The organism is Sphingomonas sp. SUN039 (assembly GCF_024758725.1).
Classification (GTDB): Bacteria; Pseudomonadota; Alphaproteobacteria; order Sphingomonadales; family Sphingomonadaceae; genus Sphingomonas_O.
In genome coordinates this window covers 2973355-2996568 of sequence record NZ_CP096972.1, presented here as the reverse complement: position 1 = coordinate 2996568, position 23214 = coordinate 2973355, and the positions used below count along the sequence as shown (strand labels likewise).

General features: G+C 63.2%; 24 protein-coding genes. 13 read left to right on the top strand and 11 right to left on the bottom strand.

The features are described 5' to 3' along the window. Positions 1-245: 245 nt before the first annotated feature. The 6 genes from M0209_RS14745 to M0209_RS14720 form a co-directional block, all read right to left on the bottom strand. Positions 246-575 carry a DUF2834 domain-containing protein gene (locus M0209_RS14745; RefSeq protein WP_258889040.1) on the bottom strand — a complete coding sequence of 110 codons (330 nt, stop codon included), beginning with the start codon at positions 573-575 and terminating at the stop codon, positions 246-248. A 45-nt stretch (positions 576-620) separates the two neighbouring features. Continuing rightward, the gene (locus M0209_RS14740; RefSeq protein WP_258889038.1) at positions 621-1100 is read right to left on the bottom strand and encodes a DoxX family protein; all 480 of its coding nucleotides are present in this window, start codon (positions 1098-1100) and stop codon (positions 621-623) included. Further along, complete coding sequence (locus M0209_RS14735) at positions 1100-1837, bottom strand: DNA-binding domain-containing protein (RefSeq protein WP_258889036.1); 738 nt, start codon at positions 1835-1837, stop codon at positions 1100-1102. Before M0209_RS14735 ends, M0209_RS14740 begins: the two co-directional genes overlap by 1 nt. Next, positions 1830-2663 carry a DUF692 domain-containing protein gene (locus M0209_RS14730; protein WP_258889035.1) on the bottom strand — a complete coding sequence of 278 codons (834 nt, stop codon included), beginning with the start codon at positions 2661-2663 and terminating at the stop codon, positions 1830-1832. The genes M0209_RS14735 and M0209_RS14730 overlap by 8 nt, the downstream gene beginning before the upstream one ends. Positions 2664-2667: 4 nt before the next feature. Next, positions 2668-2952 (bottom strand): DUF2282 domain-containing protein, encoded by a 285-nt coding sequence (locus M0209_RS14725; protein ID WP_258889034.1) that lies wholly within the window; start codon positions 2950-2952, stop codon positions 2668-2670. A gap of 94 nt (positions 2953-3046) precedes the next feature. Beyond that, entirely contained in the window at positions 3047-3496 is a 450-nt protein-coding gene (locus tag M0209_RS14720; RefSeq protein ID WP_258889033.1) for a cupin domain-containing protein, read from the bottom strand. A 203-nt stretch (positions 3497-3699) separates the two neighbouring features. Between M0209_RS14720 and M0209_RS14715 the strand changes: the two genes are divergently transcribed. The 4 genes from M0209_RS14715 to M0209_RS14700 all read left to right on the top strand — a co-directional run bounded on the left by M0209_RS14715 (position 3700) and on the right by M0209_RS14700 (position 7723). Further along, positions 3700-4512 carry a 3-hydroxybutyrate dehydrogenase gene (locus M0209_RS14715; RefSeq protein ID WP_258889660.1) on the top strand — a complete coding sequence of 271 codons (813 nt, stop codon included), beginning with the start codon at positions 3700-3702 and terminating at the stop codon, positions 4510-4512. Beyond that, positions 4509-5798 carry an NAD(P)/FAD-dependent oxidoreductase gene (locus M0209_RS14710; RefSeq protein ID WP_258889032.1) on the top strand — a complete coding sequence of 430 codons (1290 nt, stop codon included), beginning with the start codon at positions 4509-4511 and terminating at the stop codon, positions 5796-5798. Before M0209_RS14715 ends, M0209_RS14710 begins: the two co-directional genes overlap by 4 nt. Positions 5799-5807: 9 nt before the next feature. Continuing rightward, complete coding sequence (locus tag M0209_RS14705; protein WP_258889031.1) at positions 5808-6950, top strand: patatin-like phospholipase family protein; 1143 nt, start codon at positions 5808-5810, stop codon at positions 6948-6950. A 62-nt stretch (positions 6951-7012) separates the two neighbouring features. Next, entirely contained in the window at positions 7013-7723 is a 711-nt protein-coding gene (locus M0209_RS14700) for a peroxiredoxin-like family protein (protein ID WP_258889029.1), read from the top strand. On the opposite strand, the gene M0209_RS14695 is transcribed toward M0209_RS14700, so the two are convergent. Genes M0209_RS14695 through M0209_RS14685 form a run of 3 tightly spaced genes read right to left on the bottom strand, consistent with a single transcriptional unit; the run spans position 7685 to position 10108 of the window. Then, on the bottom strand, positions 7685-8599 hold the full coding sequence (locus M0209_RS14695; protein WP_258889028.1) for a LysR family transcriptional regulator: 915 nt from the start codon (positions 8597-8599) through the stop codon (positions 7685-7687). The two genes, M0209_RS14700 and M0209_RS14695, sit on opposite strands and share 39 nt — an antisense overlap. A gap of 59 nt (positions 8600-8658) precedes the next feature. Then, on the bottom strand, positions 8659-9609 hold the full coding sequence (locus M0209_RS14690) for a YeeE/YedE family protein (protein ID WP_258889027.1): 951 nt from the start codon (positions 9607-9609) through the stop codon (positions 8659-8661). A 7-nt stretch (positions 9610-9616) separates the two neighbouring features. Further along, positions 9617-10108 carry a DUF302 domain-containing protein gene (locus M0209_RS14685; RefSeq protein ID WP_258889026.1) on the bottom strand — a complete coding sequence of 164 codons (492 nt, stop codon included), beginning with the start codon at positions 10106-10108 and terminating at the stop codon, positions 9617-9619. A gap of 257 nt (positions 10109-10365) precedes the next feature. Between M0209_RS14685 and M0209_RS14680 the strand changes: the two genes are divergently transcribed. After that, positions 10366-11124, top strand: a complete 759-nt coding sequence (locus M0209_RS14680; protein WP_258889025.1) for an SDR family NAD(P)-dependent oxidoreductase — start codon at positions 10366-10368, stop codon at positions 11122-11124. A 12-nt stretch (positions 11125-11136) separates the two neighbouring features. Here M0209_RS14680 and M0209_RS14675 read toward each other — a convergent pair whose 3' ends face one another. Beyond that, the gene (locus M0209_RS14675) at positions 11137-12426 is read right to left on the bottom strand and encodes a dienelactone hydrolase (protein WP_258889024.1); all 1290 of its coding nucleotides are present in this window, start codon (positions 12424-12426) and stop codon (positions 11137-11139) included. A 284-nt stretch (positions 12427-12710) separates the two neighbouring features. Here M0209_RS14675 and M0209_RS14670 point away from each other — a divergent pair, with 284 nt between their 5' ends. Next, entirely contained in the window at positions 12711-13349 is a 639-nt protein-coding gene (locus M0209_RS14670) for a TetR/AcrR family transcriptional regulator (RefSeq protein ID WP_258889023.1), read from the top strand. A 27-nt stretch (positions 13350-13376) separates the two neighbouring features. On the opposite strand, the gene M0209_RS14665 is transcribed toward M0209_RS14670, so the two are convergent. Next, on the bottom strand, positions 13377-14156 hold the full coding sequence (locus M0209_RS14665; RefSeq protein ID WP_258889022.1) for an SDR family NAD(P)-dependent oxidoreductase: 780 nt from the start codon (positions 14154-14156) through the stop codon (positions 13377-13379). 231 nt (positions 14157-14387) lie between these two features. Between M0209_RS14665 and M0209_RS14660 the strand changes: the two genes are divergently transcribed. The 7 genes from M0209_RS14660 to M0209_RS14630 all read left to right on the top strand — a co-directional run bounded on the left by M0209_RS14660 (position 14388) and on the right by M0209_RS14630 (position 23195). Beyond that, positions 14388-16667, top strand: a complete 2280-nt coding sequence (locus M0209_RS14660; protein ID WP_258889021.1) for a TonB-dependent receptor — start codon at positions 14388-14390, stop codon at positions 16665-16667. 85 nt (positions 16668-16752) lie between these two features. Then, the gene (locus tag M0209_RS14655) at positions 16753-17688 is read left to right on the top strand and encodes a VOC family protein (protein ID WP_258889020.1); all 936 of its coding nucleotides are present in this window, start codon (positions 16753-16755) and stop codon (positions 17686-17688) included. Between the two features lie 145 nt (positions 17689-17833). Next, positions 17834-19000, top strand: a complete 1167-nt coding sequence (locus tag M0209_RS14650) for an amidohydrolase family protein (RefSeq protein WP_258889019.1) — start codon at positions 17834-17836, stop codon at positions 18998-19000. Positions 19001-19027: 27 nt separating this feature from the next. After that, the gene (locus M0209_RS14645; RefSeq protein ID WP_258889018.1) at positions 19028-19957 is read left to right on the top strand and encodes a phytanoyl-CoA dioxygenase family protein; all 930 of its coding nucleotides are present in this window, start codon (positions 19028-19030) and stop codon (positions 19955-19957) included. Continuing rightward, complete coding sequence (locus M0209_RS14640; protein WP_258889017.1) at positions 19935-20924, top strand: aldo/keto reductase; 990 nt, start codon at positions 19935-19937, stop codon at positions 20922-20924. The genes M0209_RS14645 and M0209_RS14640 overlap by 23 nt, the downstream gene beginning before the upstream one ends. After that, a complete protein-coding gene (locus M0209_RS14635) occupies positions 20921-21730 on the top strand; it encodes an alpha/beta fold hydrolase (RefSeq protein ID WP_258889016.1) in 810 nt (269 codons plus the stop codon). The genes M0209_RS14640 and M0209_RS14635 overlap by 4 nt, the downstream gene beginning before the upstream one ends. 31 nt (positions 21731-21761) lie before the next feature. Further along, on the top strand, positions 21762-23195 hold the full coding sequence (locus tag M0209_RS14630; protein ID WP_258889014.1) for an MFS transporter: 1434 nt from the start codon (positions 21762-21764) through the stop codon (positions 23193-23195). Positions 23196-23214 lie beyond the last annotated feature (19 nt).

Genomic DNA, 23214 nt, shown 5'->3' with positions numbered 1-23214 from the left:
ATACGACAGTCTGGATTGCGGTAAATCGACTTCGCCGCGTCACTTGCCTTCATCCGACGGGCGAACTTGTCGATGGCACAAGCGTTGGGTTGCGGGTCACGGATTACAACACTCTCCGGTTGATCGAGTGAATTCGAGTGGGAATTGGTCGCCCGCAATCCATTCGCAAACACCTGCTTCGATGTCTTCGGCGGGCTGAAAAGAAAGCGCATATCTGTTTGCACCGGCTCAAGCCTCCGCCACCCTTAACGGTAAGAACCCAATTGCCGCGTCCGGAGCAACAAATAAGCGGCAAAGCCGACCGCCACTCCCGGGAATAAGCCAAGCAGCGCGCATATCCATCCGTGCCGGGCGCTATGTGTCCGGGCTTCGAACATGATCCATGCGGTCAGTATCACCCAGCAAGCAAGCACGTCTGCGGAGTAGCCGCTGGAATAGGGATTGACGAACCCGGCGGCAAACGCGCCGAAGACATCGGGGTTGGCAATCAATGGCGGAACAACCAGCCAGCCGAAAATGGTGAGGAATATCGTTGCTGCAAGGATGATGGTCGCCTTGAAAATCTGCTCGCTCATTGCGGCCTATTCCCGGCTATCGTCACTTTTACTATGTGGGTTCCCCTAGTTTTGGGCGGCGGCGCTCGCAACCCTATGGCCGGAGGGATCGATGCCAAGCAGCCTGTCCAGCGACCAAGCACCTCCGCCCCAAGCGATTAGCGGCAGTAGCAGGCCTGCCCAGCTCAAGTGGGTCGGCCAAGCGTCGGGATAGACGAAAACTTCAATGACCAGGGTCATGCCGAGAAGCGCCGTCGCCGATAGCCTTGTGAACAGGCCGAGCACGAGCAGGATCGAGAAGACGTGCTCCGAAATCGTGGCGGCATAGGCTGCGATGTCGGGGGGGATGAGGGGCAGGGCGTAATCGGTGCGGAACAGTTCGAACGTGCTGTCGCTGAGCGTGAACCAGCCATCGACCTTGGTGCGACCCGACAGGAAGAAGATCGATGCAATACCGAGGCGCTGGACGAGCAGTAAAAGCGATTGCGGCAAAAAGGCTTCAGCAAAGCGGGCGTAGCGGTCGAAAAGCGAGCGGATCAGGGTCATCATAACAGTCCTTGGGTTTCGGGCGCGGCAAAAACGCCGCTGGCGACAAAAAACGCGAACAGGCCGCCGATGTCTGCGTGCGGATACAGCGACGCTGTGGCGATAGCGGCAGTGCCGACCATCTCGCCGAGCCGGATGCCGAACAGGAAGCGATGCGCCGCCGGTTCGATGACATGCGCCGCGACTTGCCCGAACGGGCGGACGAACAGCCCGCCTTCCGAATGCCAGTCGAGCTCGAGACCGGTCGGTGCGCCGTTCTGGTGCGCCCGCCAGACGTGCATTGCAGGCGTTGTCGCCCAGCCGAAGCGTGTGGCGGGATGGAGGCGCAGGGTCACATCGGCCCAGCCATCGGGAGCGAGGGCCGCAGCCATGTCGCTGGTCAGGGGTTCGGCGTCTGCCGCAAACAGCGATTCGATGTGCAGTCGTTCGAAGCGGGCCACGTCGGACAAATAGGGGGCGTCGCCTGCCCATGGCTGATGTTCGATCCAGTCGGCGAAGCCCGCGCCATAGCTGGCGAGAACCGGTGAGCGCGGCGGCGCGGCTTCGGCATATTCAGCGGCGATCGCGTCGAACATGGTCTGCCCGATTATGGCTTCGGCAACCGGATAGTTCGCGCGCAGTGCCTCGACTGCGCCATACAAGGCGGTGTTGCGATAGACGGCCAGCCCACCGATGCAGGCCTGATCGTCCGCCAGAGTCTCCGCGAAGCCATGCTGGAAGGTGGCGAGATCAGGCATGTTCCAGCTCGCGTACGGCTTGCGTCAAGAGATCGGCTGCGCGGTTGCGCTCGTCGAGTAGCTCCGAAAAGGGCGGCAGGTCGGCGTCGCGTTCAATCAAGGTCGGGCGCTGCCCGTTCCGCGCGATAAACCGAGCATAGAGTGCCCAAACATCGTCGGCGACGGGTGCATTGTGCCCGTCGATCAGCAGGTCGGTTGCGCCATCGGGCGTATACCCCGCGAGGTGGATTTCGCCGACAGCCGCAGCGGGAAAATCGGCGAGATAAGCGTCGGCGTCAAAGCCGAGGTTGTGCGCGCTGACCGCGACATTGTTGATGTCGAGCAACAGTCCGCACCCAGTGCGACGGACGATTTCGCGCAGGAAATCGGGCTCGCTCCAGACATGGCCGTCGAGCCCCAGATAGTGCGTGGGATTTTCGATCAGGATCGTGCGGCCGAGCGCCGATTGCGCGATGTCGACATTGCGGACGACTCGTGCAAGCGCCTCACCTGTGCGGGGGAAAGGCAGCAGGTCGGGAAAACAGCGGTCGCCGATCCGTGACCAAGCGAGATGTTCGGAAACCCGAAACGGTTCGAACCGATCGACGAGGCGCTTGAGTGCCGCGAGATGCGTGCGGTCGGGGTCGGCTGCTCCCGCGAGCGACATGCCGACGCCGTGCAGCGACAGCGGGCGTGCCGCGCGCGCCGCTTCGAGCATGGCGAGGCGCGGTCCGCCCGCAACCATGTAATTCTCTGGGTGTACTTCGAACCATAGCCCCGCCGTCGGCGACGCAATGGCGTCCCCGAAGTGATCGGCTTTCAGGCCGATGCCGACGGTCGGGTGCATGGCGTCAGGCCTTGCGCGGGGTCAGCGACCCGTTGCCCTTGGGCGTCTTGATCGCGACGCAGGTGCCCTTGGGCACATATTTCCACGAATCGCCTTGGTAATTCACGCGGCTCGAACCGGCGCAGCTGGTGCCCGCACCTGCCTTGCAGTCGTTCTTGCCGGCGAGCGAAATGCCATAGCATTTGTCCATGCCGGGTTGGGCCTTGACCGGGCCGGTCTGGGCGTTGGCCACCGACGCCGTCAGCGCGGCGAGGACGGCTGCGGTGGTGAGAGCAGTAACGGTTTTCATCTTCAATCTCCTTGGGGCTTGGGGCGGGGTGGCACGCCGCACGATCAGGGGTGTCGGCGGCGTGCCGGGAGTACCGGTCCGGGGTCGGACCGGATCACATGCCGTGATGGACGTCCGACGAAAGCAGGACGACGGCGGTTTTTCCGTGGTTGATCCAATAGTGCGAGATGCCGTCCGCCTCGCGCGCGATGTCGCCCGCCTTGTGAACGATGGGCACGGCGCAGCTGCTGCGATATTCGGTGATCTGGCCGCTGACCGTGTAGATCAGCGCGGGGCGGTCCATATGGCTGTGGAACGGCACGACGCCACCCGGCTGGACGACAAGGCGGCGGGTGCGGAGCTGGCGGTCGGCCACGCCGATTTCGGTACCCAGATCGACCGAGCCGATAACGGTGTCGGTCACGCCCTTGGGCATCGTCGGGTGGTTGGCCAGTTCGTTCATGCCGCTTTTGCCGGCAGGGCACTCGCCCGCAAAGGCGGGGCTGGCGAACGCGGCAGTGGCGAGAAGCGCGAAGGTCGCTTTGCTTAGGGTCGGATGGATCATGGTCTGTCTTCCTGTCGTTGCGAGTTGGGAGCCGGAAATGCCGGATGGACCGGCTTCCTGACGCATCGCCGGAATAAGCGGCCGCGCGGCCCCCGCCCAATCGCTTCTGCGTATCGAGTTCATGCCCAAACGGCATTTCAAACCCTCCAAGACGTGCGGCATTTCGACGGCATCACTTCTTCATAGGGACGCCGATTGTGACCATGCCTGCTACCTCGACCGATTCCGCTGCAAAGCCGCTTTCAGGGCGTGTCGCCGTTGTTACCGGATCGACCAGCGGGATCGGTCTCGGGATCGCCCATGCCCTTGCCGGGGCGGGTGCCGATCTCGTCGTCAACGGGCTGGGCGATACGGACGCCATCGACCTTACATGTGCGGCGCTGATGGCGCATGGCGGGCGCGTCATTTACGATGGCGGGAATCTGCTCGATCCTGCGGGCGCGGCGGGTCTCGTGGAGAACAGCATCGCCTCGCTCGGTCGGGTCGATATCCTCGTCAACAACGCGGGCATCCAGCATGTCTGCCCGATCGAGGATTTCCCCGTCGACAAATGGAACGCGATCATCGCGCTCAACCTGTCTGCGGCATTCCACACGATCCGCACAGCTTTCGCGCCGATGAAGGCCGCCGGATACGGACGCATCATCAACGTCGCGTCGGCACATGCGCTCGTCGCCTCGCCCTACAAGAGCGCCTATGTCGCCGCCAAGCACGGCGTTCTTGGCCTGACCAAAACGGTTGCACTCGAAGGCGCGCAGTTCGGCGTCACCTGTAACGCGATCTGCCCCGGCTACGTATGGACGCCGTTGGTCGAAAATCAGATCTCGGACACCGCCGCCGCGCGCGGGATCGACCGCGAGGCCGTTATCCGCGACGTGCTGCTCGCTGCACAGCCGACCAAGCGTTTTGCCACCATCGAGGAACTCGGCGCGCTTGCGGTGTTCCTATGCGGTCCCGGGGGTGCCTCGATCACTGGCGCCGCGCTCCCCGTCGATGGCGGCTGGACAGCGCAGTGACGGCCCCGCGCCCGCACGTCGTCATCCTCGGCGCCGGTTTCGGCGGCATGGCGGCGGCGCGCGAGCTGTCACGGGCGCATGTCGAGGTCACGCTGATCGACCAGCGCAACCATCACCTGTTCCAGCCGCTGCTCTATCAGGTTGCGACCGCTGCGCTGTCACCCGCCGATATTGCGGGTCCGATCCGCTCGATCGTCAGTGACATGCCCAATGTGCGTGTGTTGCTGGAACGCGTCACCGGCGTGGACAAGGCCGCCTGGGAGGTGAACCTCGAAAGCGGGCGGACGGTGCCCTATGACTGGCTGATCGTCGCCACCGGCGCGCGCCACAGTTATTTCGGCAATGACGCCTGGGCCGAACATGCGCCGGGTATCAAGACTATCGACGATGCGACCGCCGTGCGCTGCAAAGTGCTGCTCGCGCTCGAACGCGCCGAGACCGAGACCGATCCGGAGCGACGCAAGGCGCTGCTTACCTTTGTCATTATCGGCGGCGGGCCGACCGGCGTCGAGATGGCGGGCGCGATAGCGGAACTCGCCCACCGCTCGACGAGCCGCGACTTTCGCAGCATCACGCCGCATTGCTCGCGCGTCGTGCTCGTCGATGGCGGTCCGCGTCTGCTGGCCGCATTCCCCGAAGACCTGTCGGCGGCAGCACAGCGTGCCATCGAGCATCTTGGCGTCGAAGTGCACCTCAACGGGCGTGTCACCCATGTCGCGCACGATCATGTCGAAATCGGCGGCGAGGCGATTGCGACTTTCACCGCAATCTGGGCGGCGGGCGTGCGCGCCTCGCCTGCTGCCAAATGGCTGGGTCTGGCGAGCGACGCGGCTGGTCGCGTCGTCATCAATCCCGATCTGTCGGTGCCGAATTGCCCGAATATCTTCGTGATCGGCGACACTGCTGCGTGCGACGGTCCAGACGGACGCGCCCTTCCGGGCATTGCGCCCGTTGCCAAGCAACAAGGCAAGCACGTCGCGCAACAGATCGTGGCGACGCTACGTGGCGTCGCGTGCAAGCCGTTCCGCTATCGCCATTACGGCAATCTCGCGACGATCGGCCGCAAGCGTGCCGTCATCGATTTCGGGCGGCTCCATGTCACCGGTTTCACCGCCTGGGTGCTGTGGTCGGTCGCGCACGTCTATTTCCTTGTCGGTTACCGCAACCGCCTCGCGGTCGGGTGGAACCTGTTGTGGAACTACCTGACCTTTGCCCGCCACGCACGCCTCATCACCGGCGAGGTTCCGGCGGTCCACGCCGTCCCCTCGCTTCAGCCTGCCGAATAGGAGAGAGACATGAAAACGCTACACGACGAGATTTCGAGTTACGGCCAGACCGTCCTGGTCCTGCAAGGCGGCGGTGCGCTGGGGGCGTATCAGGTCGGCGTGTATCAGGCGCTCGCCGAAGCCGGGATTGCCCCTGACTGGGTGGTCGGCACATCTATCGGTGCGATCAACGCCGCCCTGATCGCCGGCGGCCCCGCGAACGGCGGCATCGACCGGCTCCGCGCATTCTGGAAGCGGGTCGAGAACGACCGGTTCATGGGGATGCCGCTGCCCAGCTGGTTCGCCGCTGCGGCGCGCAACATGATGGCGGTGACGACCGGCGTCCCCTCGTTCTTCCGCCCCAATCCGGCGGCGTTCGTCAGCTCGCATGCGCCTTTGGGTGCCGAAAGCGCGGGCTATTATTCGGTCGCGCCGCTTGCCGATACGCTGACCGAACTCGTCGATTTCGAACAGATCAACAAGGGGCCGATCCGGCTCACCGTCGGCGCGTCGAATGTGCAGACCAGCGAAATGACCTATTTCGACAGTCGCGATCAGGCCATCGACCTGCGCCACATCATGGCGTCGGGGGCGCTGCCCCCCGCCTTTCCTGCGGTGCGGATCGACGACCAGCTCTACTGGGACGGCGGCATCCTGTCGAACACGCCGGTTGAGGTCGTGTTCGACGACAACCCGCGCAAGAACGCGATGGTGTTCGCGGTTCACCTGTGGAACCCGCACGGCCCCGAGCCCGAAACGATCTGGGAAGTGATGAACCGGCAGAAGGACGTGCAATATTCAAGCCGCGCCGCCTCGCACATCAAACGGCAGCGCCAGCTCCACAAGCTGCGCCACATCATCGCTGAAATGGCGGCACTGGTCCCCGAGGACGCGCTGAAAAGCCTCAAGCAGCGCGGCCTGACCGGTTATGGCTGCACGACGCGGATGCACGTCATCCGCCTGCTCGCGCCCTCGCTGGACTATGAGGACCACGCCAAGGATATCGACTTCAGCGCCGACGGCATCCGCCAGCGCTGGGAAGCGGGTTACCGCCATACCTGTGAAACGCTCGAAAAAACGCCGTGGCGTGCCGAAGTCGATCCGAGCGAGGGCTTTGTGTTGCACGAGGTCTGTGCCGGAGAAATGGTCGAAACGGTTGCAGCCAAAATGTAGGCGTGCTGGCAATGCACGGCTCGGCGAGCCGTGCTAGCTGGGGAACAAGGGGGAGCAACCAGATGTCCAACCCGCTCATCGCAGCGCTCGACGATGCTGTCGTCGAGGCGCGCAGCCGGGATATTCCGCTCGGCGCGCGCCTGAGGTTTGTCGCCGATCGGGTGCGCGATCTGAGTCCGGTCTATGCCGACGCCGTCGATGTGTTCGTGGGCCGGCTGGAAAGTGTCGATGCGGGGACGAGCGCACCCCAGGTTGGCGACGTCATGCCCAGTTTCATGCTGCCCGACCAGGACGGGCGGATGGTCACGCTTGACGGGCTGTTGCGGAACGGGCCCGCCGTGCTGGTCTTTCATCGCGGCCATTGGTGCCCCTATTGCCGGTTGAACATGGCGGGCGTGGCCGAGATCGAGGCGCGGGTCGCGCCACGCGCGCTGGTGGCGATTTCGCCCGAACGCCAGCAATATACCCGCATGATGCGGTCCGATGCGGGTGCCGGTTTCCCCTTCCTGAGCGATGTCGGCAGCGGCTATGCGCTATCGCTCAACCTCGCGATCTGGGTCGACGATGCGATGGCGCAGCTGATCGCGGGCGCGGGTAAGGACATTCCCGAATATCAGGGCACCAAAGGCTGGATCATGCCGATCCCGGCGGTTTTCGTCGTCGGCACAGATAGTCGCATCATCGCGCGCCACGTCGACCCCGATTATCGCCGCCGTATGGAACTCGCCGATATCCTAAGCGTCCTCGAGCGCCTCGACAGCAAGGCGGCGTGACCAGTCGGCGGAACGCACCAGATTGAGGAGCGCTGAGGCCTCGCGCGAACGCGCGCGGCCCGCGACCGAATAAATTGCCACGGTGCGTTTGAGATCGAGCGCCGAGCAGGTCAGGTGACGGACCCTTGCGGAATTCATCGCGCTCGCCGGCATGATCGCGACCCCGAATTCGGCGACAACGAGTGCTTCCAAATCGCGATCCGAGTCGACCTCATGGGCATGGTCGAGGCAGATTCCTGTCGCATCGAGGCAGCCGGCTTCGAACTCGGCCATATCGGTGTCGGCATGGACCAGAAAACGCACGTCGCGGATCAGTTCGACATCGAGGTCGAGGTCGTTGTGCATTGCCAAGGGGTGATCGGCACCCACCACAAGATCGAATGCTTCGCTGAACATCGGCCAGCTTTCCAGCCGATCCCAGCTTTCACCCATCGGCCCGCCGATGGCGAGGTCGACCTCTCCGTTTTTGAGCATCGCGGCAATCTGCGCGCCGGTACCGCGTCGCAGTTTGAGCTGAAGCCCGGCGAAGCTGCGGTGCATTTCGGTCAACGGACGCATCAAGTGTTCGAGATCGAGCGTGCGCGACACGGCAAGCGAGAGCGACGGCACTTCGCCTTTCTTGACCTTGGCGGCGATCAACTTCGCGGCAAGCGCGGCGTCAAAGCATTGCATGAGCAACGGCTGCATCCGGTTGCCGAGATCGGTCAGGTGCGACAAGCGCCCTTCGCGGCGGATGAGTTCGCCGCCGAGTTCGTCCTCAAGCTGCTTGATCGCGCGGGTCAACGCGGGCTGCGTCACATTGCACTCCTCCGCCGCGCGCGTGAAATTCAGCGTGCGCGCGACCGACAGGAAGTAACGGACCTGTTGCATTTCCATGACGTTGCGGCCCCCTCCCGCAAAGGCCAGTTCGTCGTAACGGCATGGAAGGTTACTGGCTAGCGGTTCGCCAATTGCCGCTCGATCACCATGCCGCCGACAATGGCAAGCGTCATGCTCGCCAGCGCAACAAGCGCATAGAGATTGAGCAGTGGCAGGCCCAACAGGATGAGGCCGTCATTGCTGCCAGGAATCAGCACGCTCCCCATGCCCATCAACGCGCCGCCGGTCAGGCAGCGCGCAACCTCGGCGACCGTCGGCGCAACGGAGCGCAATCGCCCTGCTGTCCAGCCGCCTAGCAACGCCCCGACGAGCAGGGCGGCGAACAACAGCAATTTGGCTTCCGTGTTGCTTGCCATGCCGCGCGCCAGCGACGCCAGTGCTTCGGTGTAGGCCCAGCTGCCAACCGTTAGCAGCATGATGACAAAGGCGAGGCCGATAACCATCGTCGCGCGGTGCGGCGTCCAGATATGTGCTGCGAATTCACGCCGCCGAACAGCTCCGAACGCTTCGACACCGCGCCACCCAGCAAAGAGAGCAAACGGCACAACGAGCACCGATGCCGCTGCAAACAACGGCGAGGGTGCCGTGATGGGCGGCGTCGCGGTCATCCACTGGCTTGCGCCCAGACAGCCGAGAAAAAAACCGACCGGCGTCAGCACATAGGCCCATTCGCCCGACCCGAGCCGTGCAATCGCGCCGAAAACACACGCCCGGTTGATCAGCGCGCCTGCCCCGAGGAGCGCGCCGCCTGCCACCGTCGCTACGCCGACGCTGTGGCCGACAGGTGACATCCGAAGGCTGCCGAGCAAATGGGCAACTAAGAGCCCGCCCGCGACCCAAATGCCCGCCTCGACCAGCGCCACCAAACGTGTTGCGCGCCGCTGGCTTACGAGTTCGTCAATGGCCGCGACCATGCACGTTGCGCCGCGCTGGATGGCATAGCCCATCAACGCGGCGCAGACGGCGGCAATCGCAAAGGCGATGCTGGCAAGGGCAATATTATTCATGTGGGCGCTATCGGGCCGCGTCCGTTGCAATGGAAGCCGCGACTTCGCTCGCCATCTTGAACTGCGCGTTCTGGGTGGTGATGCCGTAACGCTTCGCCATGAACTTGAAGTCCGTCCAGGCGAGCCAGGTGCTGCCATCGGCTTCTTCGACGACCAGCATCCGTACCGGCCAGTCGAGCCCGGCATAGCGATTGGCCTGAAGGAACTGCACGCCGAGCGGCGGATTGCCGAAACGCACGATCACCGACTTGCCGATCGGCAGGTTCGCCTCGGCGCCCAGCGCCTGCTGATCGATGGCATCGAAATAGCGAACGCCCTTCGCTGCAATCGCGGCCTTGAGCCGGACCAGCGTCTCATCGAAGCCGTGCGTGCTGCGAACGCGGACGACGCCCTCGGCCTTGGCCGTTTGCGCGCGTGCCGCAGGGGCAGCCTGGGCCGCACCGGTGGCGGCGAGACCGCACGTCAGGGCGAGCGCGAGAAGCAGGGGGCGAGCGATCATGGGTGAATCTCCGATAGGGCCGATTATCGGCCGACGATGGAACTTTCGACTATCAGCGGCTTCAAATAAAATCCCATTGCAGCATGATCTCCATGCCGGAACGCTATGGGTTTCGATTTCGCCAGCATCGTACACCTGCATCGGCACTTCGCTATTGACTTTATGTATAATAGAATGAACGATTGAAGTGTGTGCAGTCTGGTCGAAGGGTCGAACCGGCACGTCATGAAATGTTTCGGTCTGGAGGATGTAGGCCAATGTTCGATCTATCAGGGCACGTTGCATTGATCACCGGTGGCAACGGCGGCCTGGGCCTGGCGATGGGCAAGGGGCTGGTCAAGGCCGGAGCGAGTGTCGCCATCTGGGGCCGCAATCCCGCAAAAAACGCTGAAGCGGTCGAAGCGTTGCGCGCGCTGGGCGGCGATGCCGAGGCGTTTGTCTGCGAGGTCACCGATGCGGCGCAGATCAAGTCTGCGTTCGAGGCGACCTTGGCGCGCTTCGGCAAGGTCGATAGCTGCTTTGCCAATGCCGGCGGATCGGGGCCGACGTCGATGCTGCACCAGCTTGCCGACGACAAGTGGCTGGAATTCATGGACCTCAATCTCAACAGCGTCGTGATGACCTACAAGGCCGTCATCGCGCATCTGCTCGAACGGCGGCAGGGCGGCAAGCTGATCGTCACATCGTCGGCCGCCGCCATTCTGGGCACACCGCTCCACGCCGGATATTCGACGACCAAGGCCGCCGTGGTCGGCCTGACCCGCGCGCTGGCAATCGAACTGGGGCGCGCCAATATTCAGGTCAACGCGATCCTGCCGGGCTATATCGAAACCGACATGTCGCTCGATACCTCACAAGCGTTCCGCGATGCGTGCAAGCGGCGCTCGGCGTCGGGAGAAGTGGGCAAGCTCGAGGATATGGAAGGGATCGCTGTCTTCCTCGCCGCGCCCGAAAGCCGGTTCATGACCGGGCAGACTTTGGTCCTCGACGGCGGGCAGACGATCCACCCGGGCTGAGAGCGCCGGCGGTTAGTTGCCCGGCCGCCCCGCGACTGCCCGGTGCATTTCGAGGCCCGCTGCCCAGCGACGCTGGAACCCGCGCCAGTATTTCGGTTGCTCGGCCCCGGCCATCGTCCCGTTGAGCTGTTCGGCGAACGACAGCGGCCATTCGCCCGCGTTGGCATCGACGGTCGGCACATCGAGATAGGCGCGCTTTGACGCGTCACCCTTCAGCGTCAGGTCGAGGAACGCGGTCACGAAATGCTGGTTGATCGCGTTCAGCCGCTCACTGCGCCACACCGGCTCGGTCAGGAATTCATAGGCGTTCCACTGCGTGTCCGGGTTCAGCCGGAATTCGTTCCCGATGATGTTGTGCCGCGCTTCGCGATAGACCAGCATGTGGCGCTCGGTGCCAGTCAGGTTGCGGAACAGCCATGACACGCCGTCCTTGAAATTGACGACATCGTCCTGATTGCCGACCAGCATCAGGACAGGCATTTTGATCTTCGACAGCCCATCTGCGTTCCACGCGCGGCTGTCAGGCTGGCCGCCCCAGGGCGAAACCGTGACAAGCGCCTTGATCGGTGCCGGTTGGCTGGTGGCTTCGCGCAACTGGCTCTTCGCCGCCCCGGGGATTTTCGCCATCGGGTCGCCGTCGAAGCTATAGGACGCACCTGCGGTCGCCAGCGCGCCATAGCCCCCCATCGAATACCCGATGAGCCCGATATTCTGCGGATCGACCAGATCGAGCCATGGCGATTTCCGGTCGCGCGCATTGGCCAACATCTGGGCGAGTATCTGGCGCTGGTCGAGCGTGCGGTCGACCAGCACATTGCCGAACGAGAGCAGGAAAGAGCTGACGCCTTCGACGGGCATGTCCTCATGGTCGATCGACGCGACGACATAGCCGTGCGACGCAATGTGTTCGGCGAGATTGCTGAATTGCGTGCTCCATCCGCCATAGCCGTGCGACATGATCACAAGCGGAAATTTCTTGCCCTTCAGCGGCGCGGCACCGGCAATGGCAATGCCCTGGCTGACCAGCGACAGCGGCGGCTTGCCCGGAAATTTCATGACATGGTCATAATGGACCGGTGCCCCGCCCGTAGCGGCGTCGGCCGGATACCAGATGCGGACAGGCAGGGTGCGGTCGGCGACTTGCAGATTGCCGGTCACTGCCCCCCAGCTAGTGATGCGGCTGCGGCCCGGCATCGTATAGTGCGCCACCGCCGTGCCGATGCGGAACGCTCCCGTCCGGCCGAGTTCGGGGGCTTCGCCGACCTGGCCCGCATGGACCGTCGGTGTCGTGACATAGGCCAAGGTTGTGCCTCCGATGAGCACGATCGCAAGGGTCGCGAAGAAAAATCGCCTCTTTCGCATATGCTTCCCCCTTAAATCTCGATCCGGCTTTCTGCCGATACGCGGGAAACGTAGATTAATTATAACTAGAGTCAATTATATTGGGACGAGGCACGTATTGCTGTGGCCCGTTACGCTTGCGGGGGACCATAACGTCCGATGCTGTGCTATGATGCGATGACAACGGCGGCACGGCTTGGTATCGCGGCAGTCCGCACGCCGTTTCGCTGGAACAAAGTTCGCCCATGTCGATAACCGAGGTTGCCAAGAAAACGACGCGCCGTCTCGATCCGGCAGTCCGCAAACACATGATTCTCGATAAGGCGGCCATTCTCGTCGCCGCCGAAGGCATTTCGGCGGTGACCATGGAGCGGGTCGGGCGTGAGGCGGGGGTCAGCAAGCCGCTGGTATATGCCTATTTCCAGAACGTCACTACGCTGCTCCAGGAGTTGCTGGTGCGCGACCAGCGACGCCTGTGGGAGTTGCAGGCGATTGCGGTCAGCGAGGCCAAGACATTCGACGAACTGATCCGCTTCACCACGCGTACCTACCTCAAACATGCCGAGAAGAACGGCATGCATATTCAACGGCTAATGGGCGAACCTTCGATAACCGCCGCGTTTCAGGCACTCGAACGCGAAAGCCGTCAGCGCGTCGTCGACCGGCTGGCGACAGAAATGGTGCACAATTTCAATGTGCCGCGCGACGTGGCGATCCTGACGACCGAGGTATCGATGGGCCTGACGGGCGCAGCGGGGGAACTGGTAAGCCAGGGCGTCGTCGGTCGCCGCAAGATCGAGGAGATCGTATTCTGCCTGTTCAAGGGCAGTCTCGTCGCGCTGGAGGAGAAATACGGGAAAGCGGACCTGTCCTCCGCGGCCTGATACCACCGCTGCCCATAGTGCACGTGCCTATTGCGCCTTGAGCCCACCATCGACCGGAATTGCCGCGCCGTTGACGAACGACGCCGCATCGCTCGCCAAAAACGAAACGACCGACGCGATTTCCGCAGGAGCAGCGTAACGCCCTAGAGGAATCATCGCGTTGAAATGTCCCCGCAACGCGGCAATCTCGTCGGTGTTCTTGCCGATTTCGAGATCGAGCATCATCGCGGTTTCGGTCATCGCCGGACAGATGGCGTTCACCCGGATGCCGTGTTCGGCCAGTTCGACCGCGCCGACCTTGGTCATCCCGATCACCGCGTGCTTGCTGGCGTTATAGGCAAACAGCGAGCGCCCGCCGCCGATGCCCGACACCGATGACATATTGATGATCGAGCCGCTGCCACCGCGCATGGCTTCGGCACCGAATTTCATGCCGAGAAACACGCCCCGGCAGTTGACTCGCATGACCCGATCGAATTCGTCCAGAGGATAGTCCTGCAGCGGGCACGCCGGGCCGGAAATGCCCGCATTGTTGAACAGGATGTCGATCCGTCCGAACTGAGCGCGGACCCGCGCCATGGTTTCTTCCCATGTCACTTCGTCCGCGACATCGCCTTCGCACGCAAGGAGGTTGCGACCGGCCTGCGCCACTTCGTCGTGCAGCTCGTTCCAGGGCGATCCTGCCAGATCGAGCGCAACGATATCGGCACCGTCGCGGGCGAGACGGATCGCTGCGGCCATGCCGATCCCGCGCGCAGCGCCGGTGATCAGTGCCACCTTGCCCTTGAGTCCGTCAGCGTTCGTCATATCCCCACCTCGTCTTGCCGAATATCTACCTATAATTATTACACCATAGGTCAATCAAATCGTACGTTTTGTATCTAAATTGATTGATATTTATACGTTTTTACGCCACGTGCGGCTTTGAATCAAATTCTTGCTAAATGACTAAATACATAATAAGAATCGGGAATGCCGAACGATCCGGAGCCACAGGCCCGGACGGCGGCTTGTCAGGGAATCGGAGAGGGCCTGAATATGAAATCGCTCAAAAAAAGCATCTGGTTGTCGTCGGTCATGGCAGTCGCCTTGCCGTTCGCACCCGCCCACGCGCAGGCTGCACCTGCAGCCGAGGGGGCCGCGCCGAACGACATCATCGTCACCGCGCGCAAAACCCGCGAAACGCTGCAGGATGCGCCGCTTGCCGTGTCGGTCGTCACCGGCGAATTCATCGAGCGCACCGGCATCGTGCAGCTTGCCGATGCCGTCCGCTTCGTGCCCGGTATCAGCATTTCGCCGCTCAACACATCGCGTGCGACCGGCACCAAGGTGCGCGGCATTTCCACCTTCAGCTTCAGCGATGGTTTCGAATCGAGTGTATCGACCGTGGTCGACGGGGTCGTCCTCGGCCGCGAGGCACAAGGGTTTACCGACTTTCTCGACATCAAATCGATCGAACTGATCAAGGGGCCGCAGGGCACGTTGTTCGGCAAGAACGCATCGGCAGGCGTCATCAACATCCAGACCAACAATCCCGAATTCGATTTCGGCGGCAGCGTCGAAGCGAGCTATGGCAGCTTCAACGAAACCAAGCTGCGTGGGACAGTGACCGGTCCGGTGGCAGGCGACAAGGTCGCGTTCCGCCTAACGGGTACCTATAACCGTCGCGACGGCGTGCTGACCAACGCGATTGCCGGCCAGCCCGACCTCAATAATCGTGACACTTACGCCCTGCGCGGCAAGCTGCTGTTCCAGCCGACCGATGCGCTCACCGTCGTCCTGACCGGCGATATCGGGCGCGGGCAGAACCGTTGCTGCCAGCCGACCTACCGGGTTGCGGGCCCCGCCTCGGGTGCTATCCCCTTCGCGACCAACACCGGTGTGCTGCAACTGCGCGACGCGCTTACGGCGCTCAACATCGTTCCCGGACCGGAGAATCGACGAGTGGGCGTCCGGGGCGACCGGATTTTCGAAGGCACGAAGTTCGGCGGGGTCGCGCTCAACCTGGACTATGATTTCGGCCCGGCATCGCTGACCTCGATCACCGCATGGCGCAAATGGAGCATCGACGAGTTCAACGAGGCTGATGGCGTTTCCAACTCGAACCTCAACAGCCGTAACGGCACCACGGTTGCGACCGAGCAATTCACGCAGGAATTGCGCCTGAACGGCAAGATCGGCTCGTCGATCGATTATGTCGCTGGCCTGTTCTATTTCCATCAGGATCTGGAAGCGAAAGGCCGCGTCGATATTGAATTCGGCTTGCCCTTCGCCCCATTCTTCAACGTCCGGACGCTTGCCGACCGTACGGTGGCGACGAACAGCTATGCGGTGTTCGGCGAGGCGACGTTCAACCTGTCGCCCAAAGCCTCGATCGTGATCGGCGGGCGCTACACGCATGACTCGCTGCTCGCGACCTACAATCGCCGGTCGATCGCGATCAATCCGGCGGCCCCGTTTGCGGCGTTCTTCGGCACCGACCTGGTCGGTATCCAGCCCTTCAAAAACGATAATTTCTCGGGCCGCATTATCGGGCGCTATTTCTGGACCGACGATGTGATGACCTATGTGTCGTGGTCGCGCGGCTACAAGGGGCCGGGCATCGATGTGGCTGAAAGCGTCAACGCAGCCGCTGTGCTGACGCCGGGCGGTCTGCCGGTGCTCAAGCCCGAAATCCCGACCTTGTGGGAAGCCGGGATCAGAACGCAGTTGTTCGACAAGGCGCTGACGACCAACATCACGCTGTACAGCCAGGATCTGGAGAATCTCCAGACGATCACGCAGACGGCGGTCGGCGCGGCGCTCAACATCGGTATCGACCTGTTGAAGTCGAAGGGGATCGAGGCCGAGGTTATCCTGCGGCCAAAGGCGTTGCCAGGCCTGACGCTCAGCGGTTCCTATACGCTGAACGACGTGACCATCGCGAAGTTCACCGCGAACCCGGCACTCAACGGCAAGCGCTTCCGCGACAACGCGCATGACTTCTATTCGATCGTCGGCGACTATCGCACCAAGTTCGGCAGCTCCGATTTCGAGGGCTTCCTGCGTGCCGAGTGGAGCTGGCAATCGGGCAAGAACACCGACCTGAACGGTGCGCCCTACGCCGATGTCGCGGCCTATGGCTTGCTCAACCTGCGCGCCGGACTCAATGGCCCGGGCAACCGGTACGGCATCACCTTCTCGGTCGAGAATGCGACCGATCAGGTTTACGCCCATTACATCCTCGGCAGCTCGTATCGCCAGCTCGACGGGACGTCGGCGACGCAGTTCATCGGCGATCCGCGGACGTGGAAGGTCACGTTGCGCGGCAAGTTCTGAACGGCAGCATTTTCGACCGGAGGCTGTGCCCGGACAACTCCCGGGCATGGCCTCCTGTGCCCCTTGAGCGCATAGAGGAGCAGCGATGATCAAGGGCATCCACCATGTGACGCTCGTCGTCTGCGACCTAGACGCGGCGCAGCGCTATTATGGGGCAATCGCGGGCATGAAGCCGCTGCCCGGAGCCGGTGCGGCAGCGCTGGCAGTCGTCGATCGCCAAATCGGCGGGATGGGCTTCGATCATTGCCTGCTGGCGGGGCGCAATGGCTATCTCTTGCTGGTCGCGCCGCACTGGACGGCCGGCGCGCCTGCACCCGTCGCCAACCCGATCAACCGCCCGGGCATCCGCCATTTCTGCGTGCAGAACCACGATGTCGCGCCGCTCGCCACCGCCGTTGCCGCGCAGGGCGGCAGCCTGATCGCTGCTCCCCTCGATCTCGGCACCGGCAACCAATATGCCTATGCACGCGATCCCGAAGACAACATCATGGAGATCGAGGGGCTGCCCTATGCCCCGGTCGGTGAGCCGACATGGCTGGCGCATGTGGCGCTGGTGACGCGCGATATGGACGCGGCAGTCACATTTTACAGCGCCCTGTTTGCAACAGAACCCAACAGCCGGGGCCGGTTCGGGCCGGGGCCGCAGCTCGACCGGATGGGCGGGCTGGTCGATGCGCAGCTCGAGGGTGCATGGTTGCCGGCGGGCAATCTGCAGCTCGAACTCTGGCAGTTTCATACACCGACGAGTCCGACGGAACCGGCGCGCCATCCTTTCGACTCCGGCTACGGTCGCCTATGTCTCGAAAGCGACGATCTCGACGCGGACGCGGCGCGGCTGGTCGCGCTTGGCGGAGCGCTGTTGACCGAGAGTCTGGAAAGCGACCGGCTCCGTGCGATTCTCGGCAGCGATCCCGAGGGTAACCTCATCGAGATCGTCGAGCTGCGGACGGCGGGTGCGGCGTTGGCAATCGCAGCATTGGCGGACCCCGACATCTGCGCCCGGGTCGAAGCCGGCCGGTGACTGGGCGGCCTTGTCGGCAATCAAGGTTTGACCGCCGAAGCGAGCTGATATATTGACCTTTTATATAATAAAGCCTGAGTCGTGGTTGACCGAAGCAGTTACATCCTAGCCCGACGCAAGATCGGCACACCGAGAGGAGATGGACATGACCTATGCAGGCACGCGGCGCATTATCGACGTCGACAGCCATCTGATCGAACTCGAAAACTTCCTGCTCGACACGGCGAGCGCCGACGAGAAGGCCAAAATTCCGTCTATGCTCGACCAGAAGCCGGTCATCCAGAAGCGCGAGCGGCTGGAACTGGGCCGCGAACAATTCCTTGCCCGCCAGGGAGATGCCGCGCTGACGGCGGAATACGAAGCGCAGATTCTCGATAATACCAAGGTCGGCTGGGGGCGACTGGGTGCCTTCGATCCCGTCGAGCGCGCACGCGCCATCGACCTTTTCGGCTATGAAGTGCAGCTGGTGCTGGCGACCTTCACCTTCCACCAGTTCTACCACGATCCCGATGCAGCCGTGCGTGAAGCAGGGGCACGCGCGCTCAATCGCGCGATGGGCAATTTCTGCAAGGACGACCGCCGGATGCGCGCGGTCGGCTATGTCCCGCTAGGCTTCGGCCCTGACAAGGCCATCGAGATGATCGAACAGGGGCTGGCCGACGGGTGCTATACGTTCGCGGTCGACACCAACGAGGGCAATGATGCGGGGCGGTCGTTCACTCATCCCGATTTCGATCCGGTCTGGGCAAAATTCGTCGAGCACCGCATTCCCGTCGTCACCCATGTCGCGATCAACGGCCATTACGATCCGGTTTCTCCCAGCTTCAAAAACAATGGCCGCGTGTTTCACGAGATCGGCGACGATGCCCCGGCGGGTGAAATCGGCGTGATGACCATTGCCAATTCCGTACAACTGTTTCTCGGCGCGATGATCTATGATGGCGTGTTCGAGCGCCACCCTGCGCTGCGCGTCATCTCGATGGAGCACGGCTGCCTCTGGCTGCCCGGCTGGCTCAAGATGATCGATTTCACCGCCAATGTGTTCAAGCGCCTGCGCCCGTTTGCGGAACTGCCTTCGGTCACGGCCAAGCGCCACATCAAGGTCGCACCGTTCGCGGGCGAGCCCGTCGGTTGGGTGATCGAACAGGTCGGCCCGGGCATGCTGGTCTATGCCTCCGACTATCCGCATCCCGAAGGATCGGGCGATCCGATCGGCAAGTTCGAGGAAACGATGACCGATTGCGACCAGGCAACGCTGGACGCATTTTACTTCGACAACATGGCCGAAGTCATGAATCTCGCCCGCGCGTAACCGACACGCTCACGAAGGACACCATAGATGCTAGCCGAAGCGGCACCCGAAATCGCCGCACAGCGCGCTTACCTACAAGCCGAAAACGGCATCAAGGGGCTTGAAATCCTCGGGGCCAACGATGTCGAGCGCGCGGTCGATCTGTTCCGCCGCGACGGCTTCGTCGTCATCGCCGATGTGCTGACGGCCGACCAGACCGCGTTCCTCGCCGCCGGGTGCAACGAGGTCGCATCCGAAGTGCTCGCGCTCGACGCGACGCGGAACGGCAATCGCGGATCGCACCGCTATTCGTTCGGCGGATCGAGCCTGACGCGTAGCCAGCTTCATCGACCCGAATGGCAGATGATGCTGGACATTCCGCTGGTCGATACCCTGGTGACGGCGATTTTCGGATCGCCGCATTTTGCCCTGCGCGCGGCAAGCGGCGATTTCTGCCTGCCCGGCGCGACTGGTTACCAACCGCTGCATTCGGACGTCAGCGACTGGCGCGGCCCGGGCGTGTCGCCGTTCAGTTCGTTCCACGACCCGCGCGGGCAGCTGACCATCCGCGATCTGCCCTGCCCCTATGTCTGCGTGAATTTCCTGCCGCAGGACGTGACACGGCTCAACGGGCCGACCCGGCAAATTCCGGGGACGCAGCATTCGCGTATCCCCATCCCCAGCCTCGAAGACGAACCCGAGTGGATGCGGCTGAGCACGGTCTGTCCGGCCCCCGCCGGTGCGATCATGGTCCGCGACGTCCGCGCCTGGCATGGCGGCACGCCCAATGTTTCGGACGCGATGCGGGCGATCCCCAATCTCGAATTCTACGCACCCTGGTTCCACGAGCCGATGGTGCCGGGCATCGCGTACGCCGATTACCAGCGACTGTCCGAACGCGCGCGGTATCTGACCCGATTTTGCGTAGCGGATTCGGGTGCCGAACTGCGGACCGGTGCGACGCTTTGGGCACCGTGACGTGAAATACCGGCGGCTTGGTCGCACAGCCCTTCAGGTCAGCGAACTGTGTCTCGGCACAATGAATTTCGGTCCGCGCACCGACGCGCAGGAAAGTCACGCCATCCTCGACGCAGCGGTCCACCTCGGGATCAACTTCGTCGACACCGCCAATCAATACGGCGGCGAACTCGGCATCGGGACGACTGAGACGATCCTCGGCCAATGGCTCATACAGGACCGTGCGCGCCGCGACCGGATCGTGCTCGCGACCAAAGTCCATGAGCCGATGTCCGACGATATCAACGACCGCGGCCTGTCGGCGCGACACATCGTCATGGCCTGCGAGGCGAGCCTGACGCGGTTGCAGGTCGATCATATCGACCTGTATCAGCTCCACCACATCGATCGCAGCGCGCACCCTGAGGAAATCTGGCAGGCCGCCGACCGGCTGATCGCGCAAGGCAAGATCGGCTATCTGGGGTCGAGCAATTTTCCCGGGTGGAAAATTGCCCAGACCAATGAAAAGGCCATCGCGCGGGGGCGGCTCGGACTGGTGTCCGAGCAGAGCCTGTACAATCTGGTCGAGCGCCGCGCCGAACTCGAGGTCATTCCCGCCGCGCGCGACTATGGCATCGGGGTGATCGCCTGGAGCCCGCTCGCAGGCGGGCTGCTCGCGGGACCAGCGACCGACGCCGGGGGCCGGCGCCAGTCGGATGCGGTCCGGCAGGCGCAGGTCGCGCGGGGTGACCAGTTGGCGCGCTATGCCAGCCTGTGCGCCGACCTCGGCGAGACGATGAGCGCTGTCGCGCTGGCTTGGACACTGCATCAGGACGGGATTGCGGCGGTCATCGTCGGACCGCGCAATCGCGCGCAACTGGCCTCGGTCGCGAATGTGCCGGACTTATGCCTGAGCGCCGAGGTGCTCTCCGCCCTCGACGCGATCTTCCCGCCGTGCGGCCCTGCACCCGAGGCCTATGCGTGGTGAGAACCACGCATCGCTGGCAGACCGGCACTGTGCCGGTCACGGGCGGACATCTCGCCTGGCACCGCATCGGCGGCAACGGCCCTGCGCTGGTGTTGTCGCACGGGCTGACCGACAACGGCCTGTGCTGGACCCGCTTTGCCGAGGCGCTGGAGAACGAGTTCGACATTGTGATGCTCGATGCGCGCGGGCACGGGGCAAGTTCGCGGATGCCGCAGTGCGACACGCCCAATCCCGGGCAGGATATCGCCGAAGCTATCGACGCGCTCGGCCTCGTCGCACCCCTTGTCATGGGCCATTCGGTCGGGGCGCGTGCCGCTGCCGCCTTTGCCGCTGCCAACCCTGGACGCGCGGCGCGTATCGTTCTCGAAGACCCACCGCTGTTGCCGCCCGCCAGTTCCTCAGAGATGCGCCAGCGCCGCGCGCGTTTCCGCCAGCAGGTCGCCGAACTCCAGTCGATGTCTGCACAGGAAATCGCGGCCTATGGCCACGAGCAATCGCCCGACTGGGACATCGACGAATTTCCCGCTTGGGTGGAGGGAAAGCAGCAGGTCGATCCGCAAGCCTTGCCCGAATTTGCGACACCTTGGCAGCAGGACTTCGCCGCAATCACCGCGCCGACGCTGTTGATCTGCGGCGAGCCAGATCGCGGCGGCATGGTCACGCCTGCGCTCGCGTCAGAAGCCGAAGCGCTCAATGCCAATATCCGCACGGTGCGGATCGAGCGCGCGGGGCACAATATCCGGCGTGAAAACTTTGCCGATTATGTGACTGCCGTGCGCGCGTTTCTGCGCGACGGCGGCGTATAACCATATGACAACGACAATGGGGAGAGATGCCGTGGCGACAACCGAAGCGCCGGAGGAATCCGGACTCGCCATGCGACCGTCGCTCCCGGTCAAGCTGGCCTATAGCCTGGGACAGGCGGCACAGAACGGCGGGTTCGATGCCGCCATTGCCTTTATCTTCTTCTATTATTCGGCGGTGCTGGGCCTGTCGGGCTCGCTGGTCGGCGCGGCGCTTGCGGTCAGCCTAGCGTTCGACGCGGTGGTCGATCCTGTGGTCGGCTCATGGTCTGACAACATAAAATCCCGGCTCGGCCGTCGCCTGCCGCTGATGATCGCGGCGATTCCTCTGATATCGTTGTCGGTCGGCCTGCTGTTTTCGCCGCCACACGGGCTGGGTCAGACCGGACTGTTCCTGTGGCTTGCTGTGATGTCGGTTGCGGTCCGCAGCTTCATTTCGCTGTTCAACGTGCCCTATATCGCGCTCGGCGCCGAAATGGCGACCGGCTACGCGGAGCGCACCAGCATCGTGGTCTATCGCGCGCTGGCGGGTCTGTTCGCGAGCGTGGCGGTGACCGCGATCGGTTTTTCAGTTTATTTCGCGCACGGCGGCCTGCAAAGGCCGGAGGGCTATCCCGGGTTCGGCTGGTCGGTGGCGGCGCTTCTGTTCGCCTGCACGACAGTGTGTTGCCTGGGCATCCGGCGCTATGCTGCCGCCTTGCCGCAACCCGATCAGGCTCCCGGCTCGATGCTGCGTCGCCTGCCTTCCGAGTTGAAAGAGATTTTCGCCAACCGCTCGTTCCGTCTGCTGTTCATTTCCGCTGTCGTGATCTTTGCCGCGATGGGGGCCAACGCCAGCCTCAACAACCACGCCTTTGTCTTTGTGTGGAAAATGCGAAGCGAGACGATCCAGTTCATCAGCTACGCCTATCTGGTCGGTATTCTGCTCGGCGTGCTGGGCGCGCCCCTGATGCAAAAGCTGATGGAGAAGAAATATGTGGTCATCGTCGGCTTCCTGCTGCTGATCGCCAACTGGGTGGCGCTGCAAGGAGCGATGCTCGCGGGGCTTTATCATCCGCTGGGCGATGCGGCGGTACTGCCGATGCAGATCAATTCTTGGGTGGCGGGCATCGGCACGGGGTTCGTCCTCGTTGCCTACCCCTCGATGATGGCCGACGCCGCCGACGAGCACGAATATCTGTTCGGCCGCCGTCGCGAGGGGCTATATTTTGCGGGGCTTGGCTTTGCCGGCAAGGCGGCCACCGGGCTGGGCGTCATGGTCGCGGGCGTTGCGCTGGACATGATCCATTTTCCCCGCAGCATGGGCCATAGTGTCGGCGCCTCCCTGCCCGAAGCGATGCAATTCCGGCTCGTCGCGATCTGGGGACCGGTGCCAGCGATCATCGCCATCGTGTCGCTCGTCATTCTGGCATCGTACGGCATTACCCGCGCGCGGCACGACAAAATTGCTGCCGCACTAGGTCGCTGAGCGTCCACGATTGCGAGAC

Coding starts and splice junctions, on each gene's coding strand:
- M0209_RS14690 (WP_258889027.1), bottom strand. CDS start 9,609: ATGAATAATATTGCCCTTGCCAGCATCGCCTTTGCGATTGCCGCCGTC.
- M0209_RS14685 (WP_258889026.1), bottom strand. CDS start 10,108: ATGATCGCTCGCCCCCTGCTTCTCGCGCTCGCCCTGACGTGCGGTCTC.
- M0209_RS14670 (WP_258889023.1), top strand. CDS start 12,711: ATGTCGATAACCGAGGTTGCCAAGAAAACGACGCGCCGTCTCGATCCG.
- M0209_RS14720 (WP_258889033.1), bottom strand. CDS start 3,496: ATGATCCATCCGACCCTAAGCAAAGCGACCTTCGCGCTTCTCGCCACT.
- M0209_RS14715 (WP_258889660.1), top strand. CDS start 3,700: ATGCCTGCTACCTCGACCGATTCCGCTGCAAAGCCGCTTTCAGGGCGT.
- M0209_RS14725 (WP_258889034.1), bottom strand. CDS start 2,952: ATGAAAACCGTTACTGCTCTCACCACCGCAGCCGTCCTCGCCGCGCTG.
- M0209_RS14695 (WP_258889028.1), bottom strand. CDS start 8,599: ATGGAAATGCAACAGGTCCGTTACTTCCTGTCGGTCGCGCGCACGCTG.
- M0209_RS14655 (WP_258889020.1), top strand. CDS start 16,753: ATGATCAAGGGCATCCACCATGTGACGCTCGTCGTCTGCGACCTAGAC.
- M0209_RS14680 (WP_258889025.1), top strand. CDS start 10,366: ATGTTCGATCTATCAGGGCACGTTGCATTGATCACCGGTGGCAACGGC.
- M0209_RS14745 (WP_258889040.1), bottom strand. CDS start 575: ATGAGCGAGCAGATTTTCAAGGCGACCATCATCCTTGCAGCAACGATA.
- M0209_RS14735 (WP_258889036.1), bottom strand. CDS start 1,837: ATGCCTGATCTCGCCACCTTCCAGCATGGCTTCGCGGAGACTCTGGCG.
- M0209_RS14700 (WP_258889029.1), top strand. CDS start 7,013: ATGTCCAACCCGCTCATCGCAGCGCTCGACGATGCTGTCGTCGAGGCG.
- M0209_RS14730 (WP_258889035.1), bottom strand. CDS start 2,663: ATGCACCCGACCGTCGGCATCGGCCTGAAAGCCGATCACTTCGGGGAC.
- M0209_RS14650 (WP_258889019.1), top strand. CDS start 17,834: ATGACCTATGCAGGCACGCGGCGCATTATCGACGTCGACAGCCATCTG.
- M0209_RS14705 (WP_258889031.1), top strand. CDS start 5,808: ATGAAAACGCTACACGACGAGATTTCGAGTTACGGCCAGACCGTCCTG.
- M0209_RS14660 (WP_258889021.1), top strand. CDS start 14,388: ATGAAATCGCTCAAAAAAAGCATCTGGTTGTCGTCGGTCATGGCAGTC.
- M0209_RS14645 (WP_258889018.1), top strand. CDS start 19,028: ATGCTAGCCGAAGCGGCACCCGAAATCGCCGCACAGCGCGCTTACCTA.
- M0209_RS14665 (WP_258889022.1), bottom strand. CDS start 14,156: ATGACGAACGCTGACGGACTCAAGGGCAAGGTGGCACTGATCACCGGC.
- M0209_RS14740 (WP_258889038.1), bottom strand. CDS start 1,100: ATGACCCTGATCCGCTCGCTTTTCGACCGCTACGCCCGCTTTGCTGAA.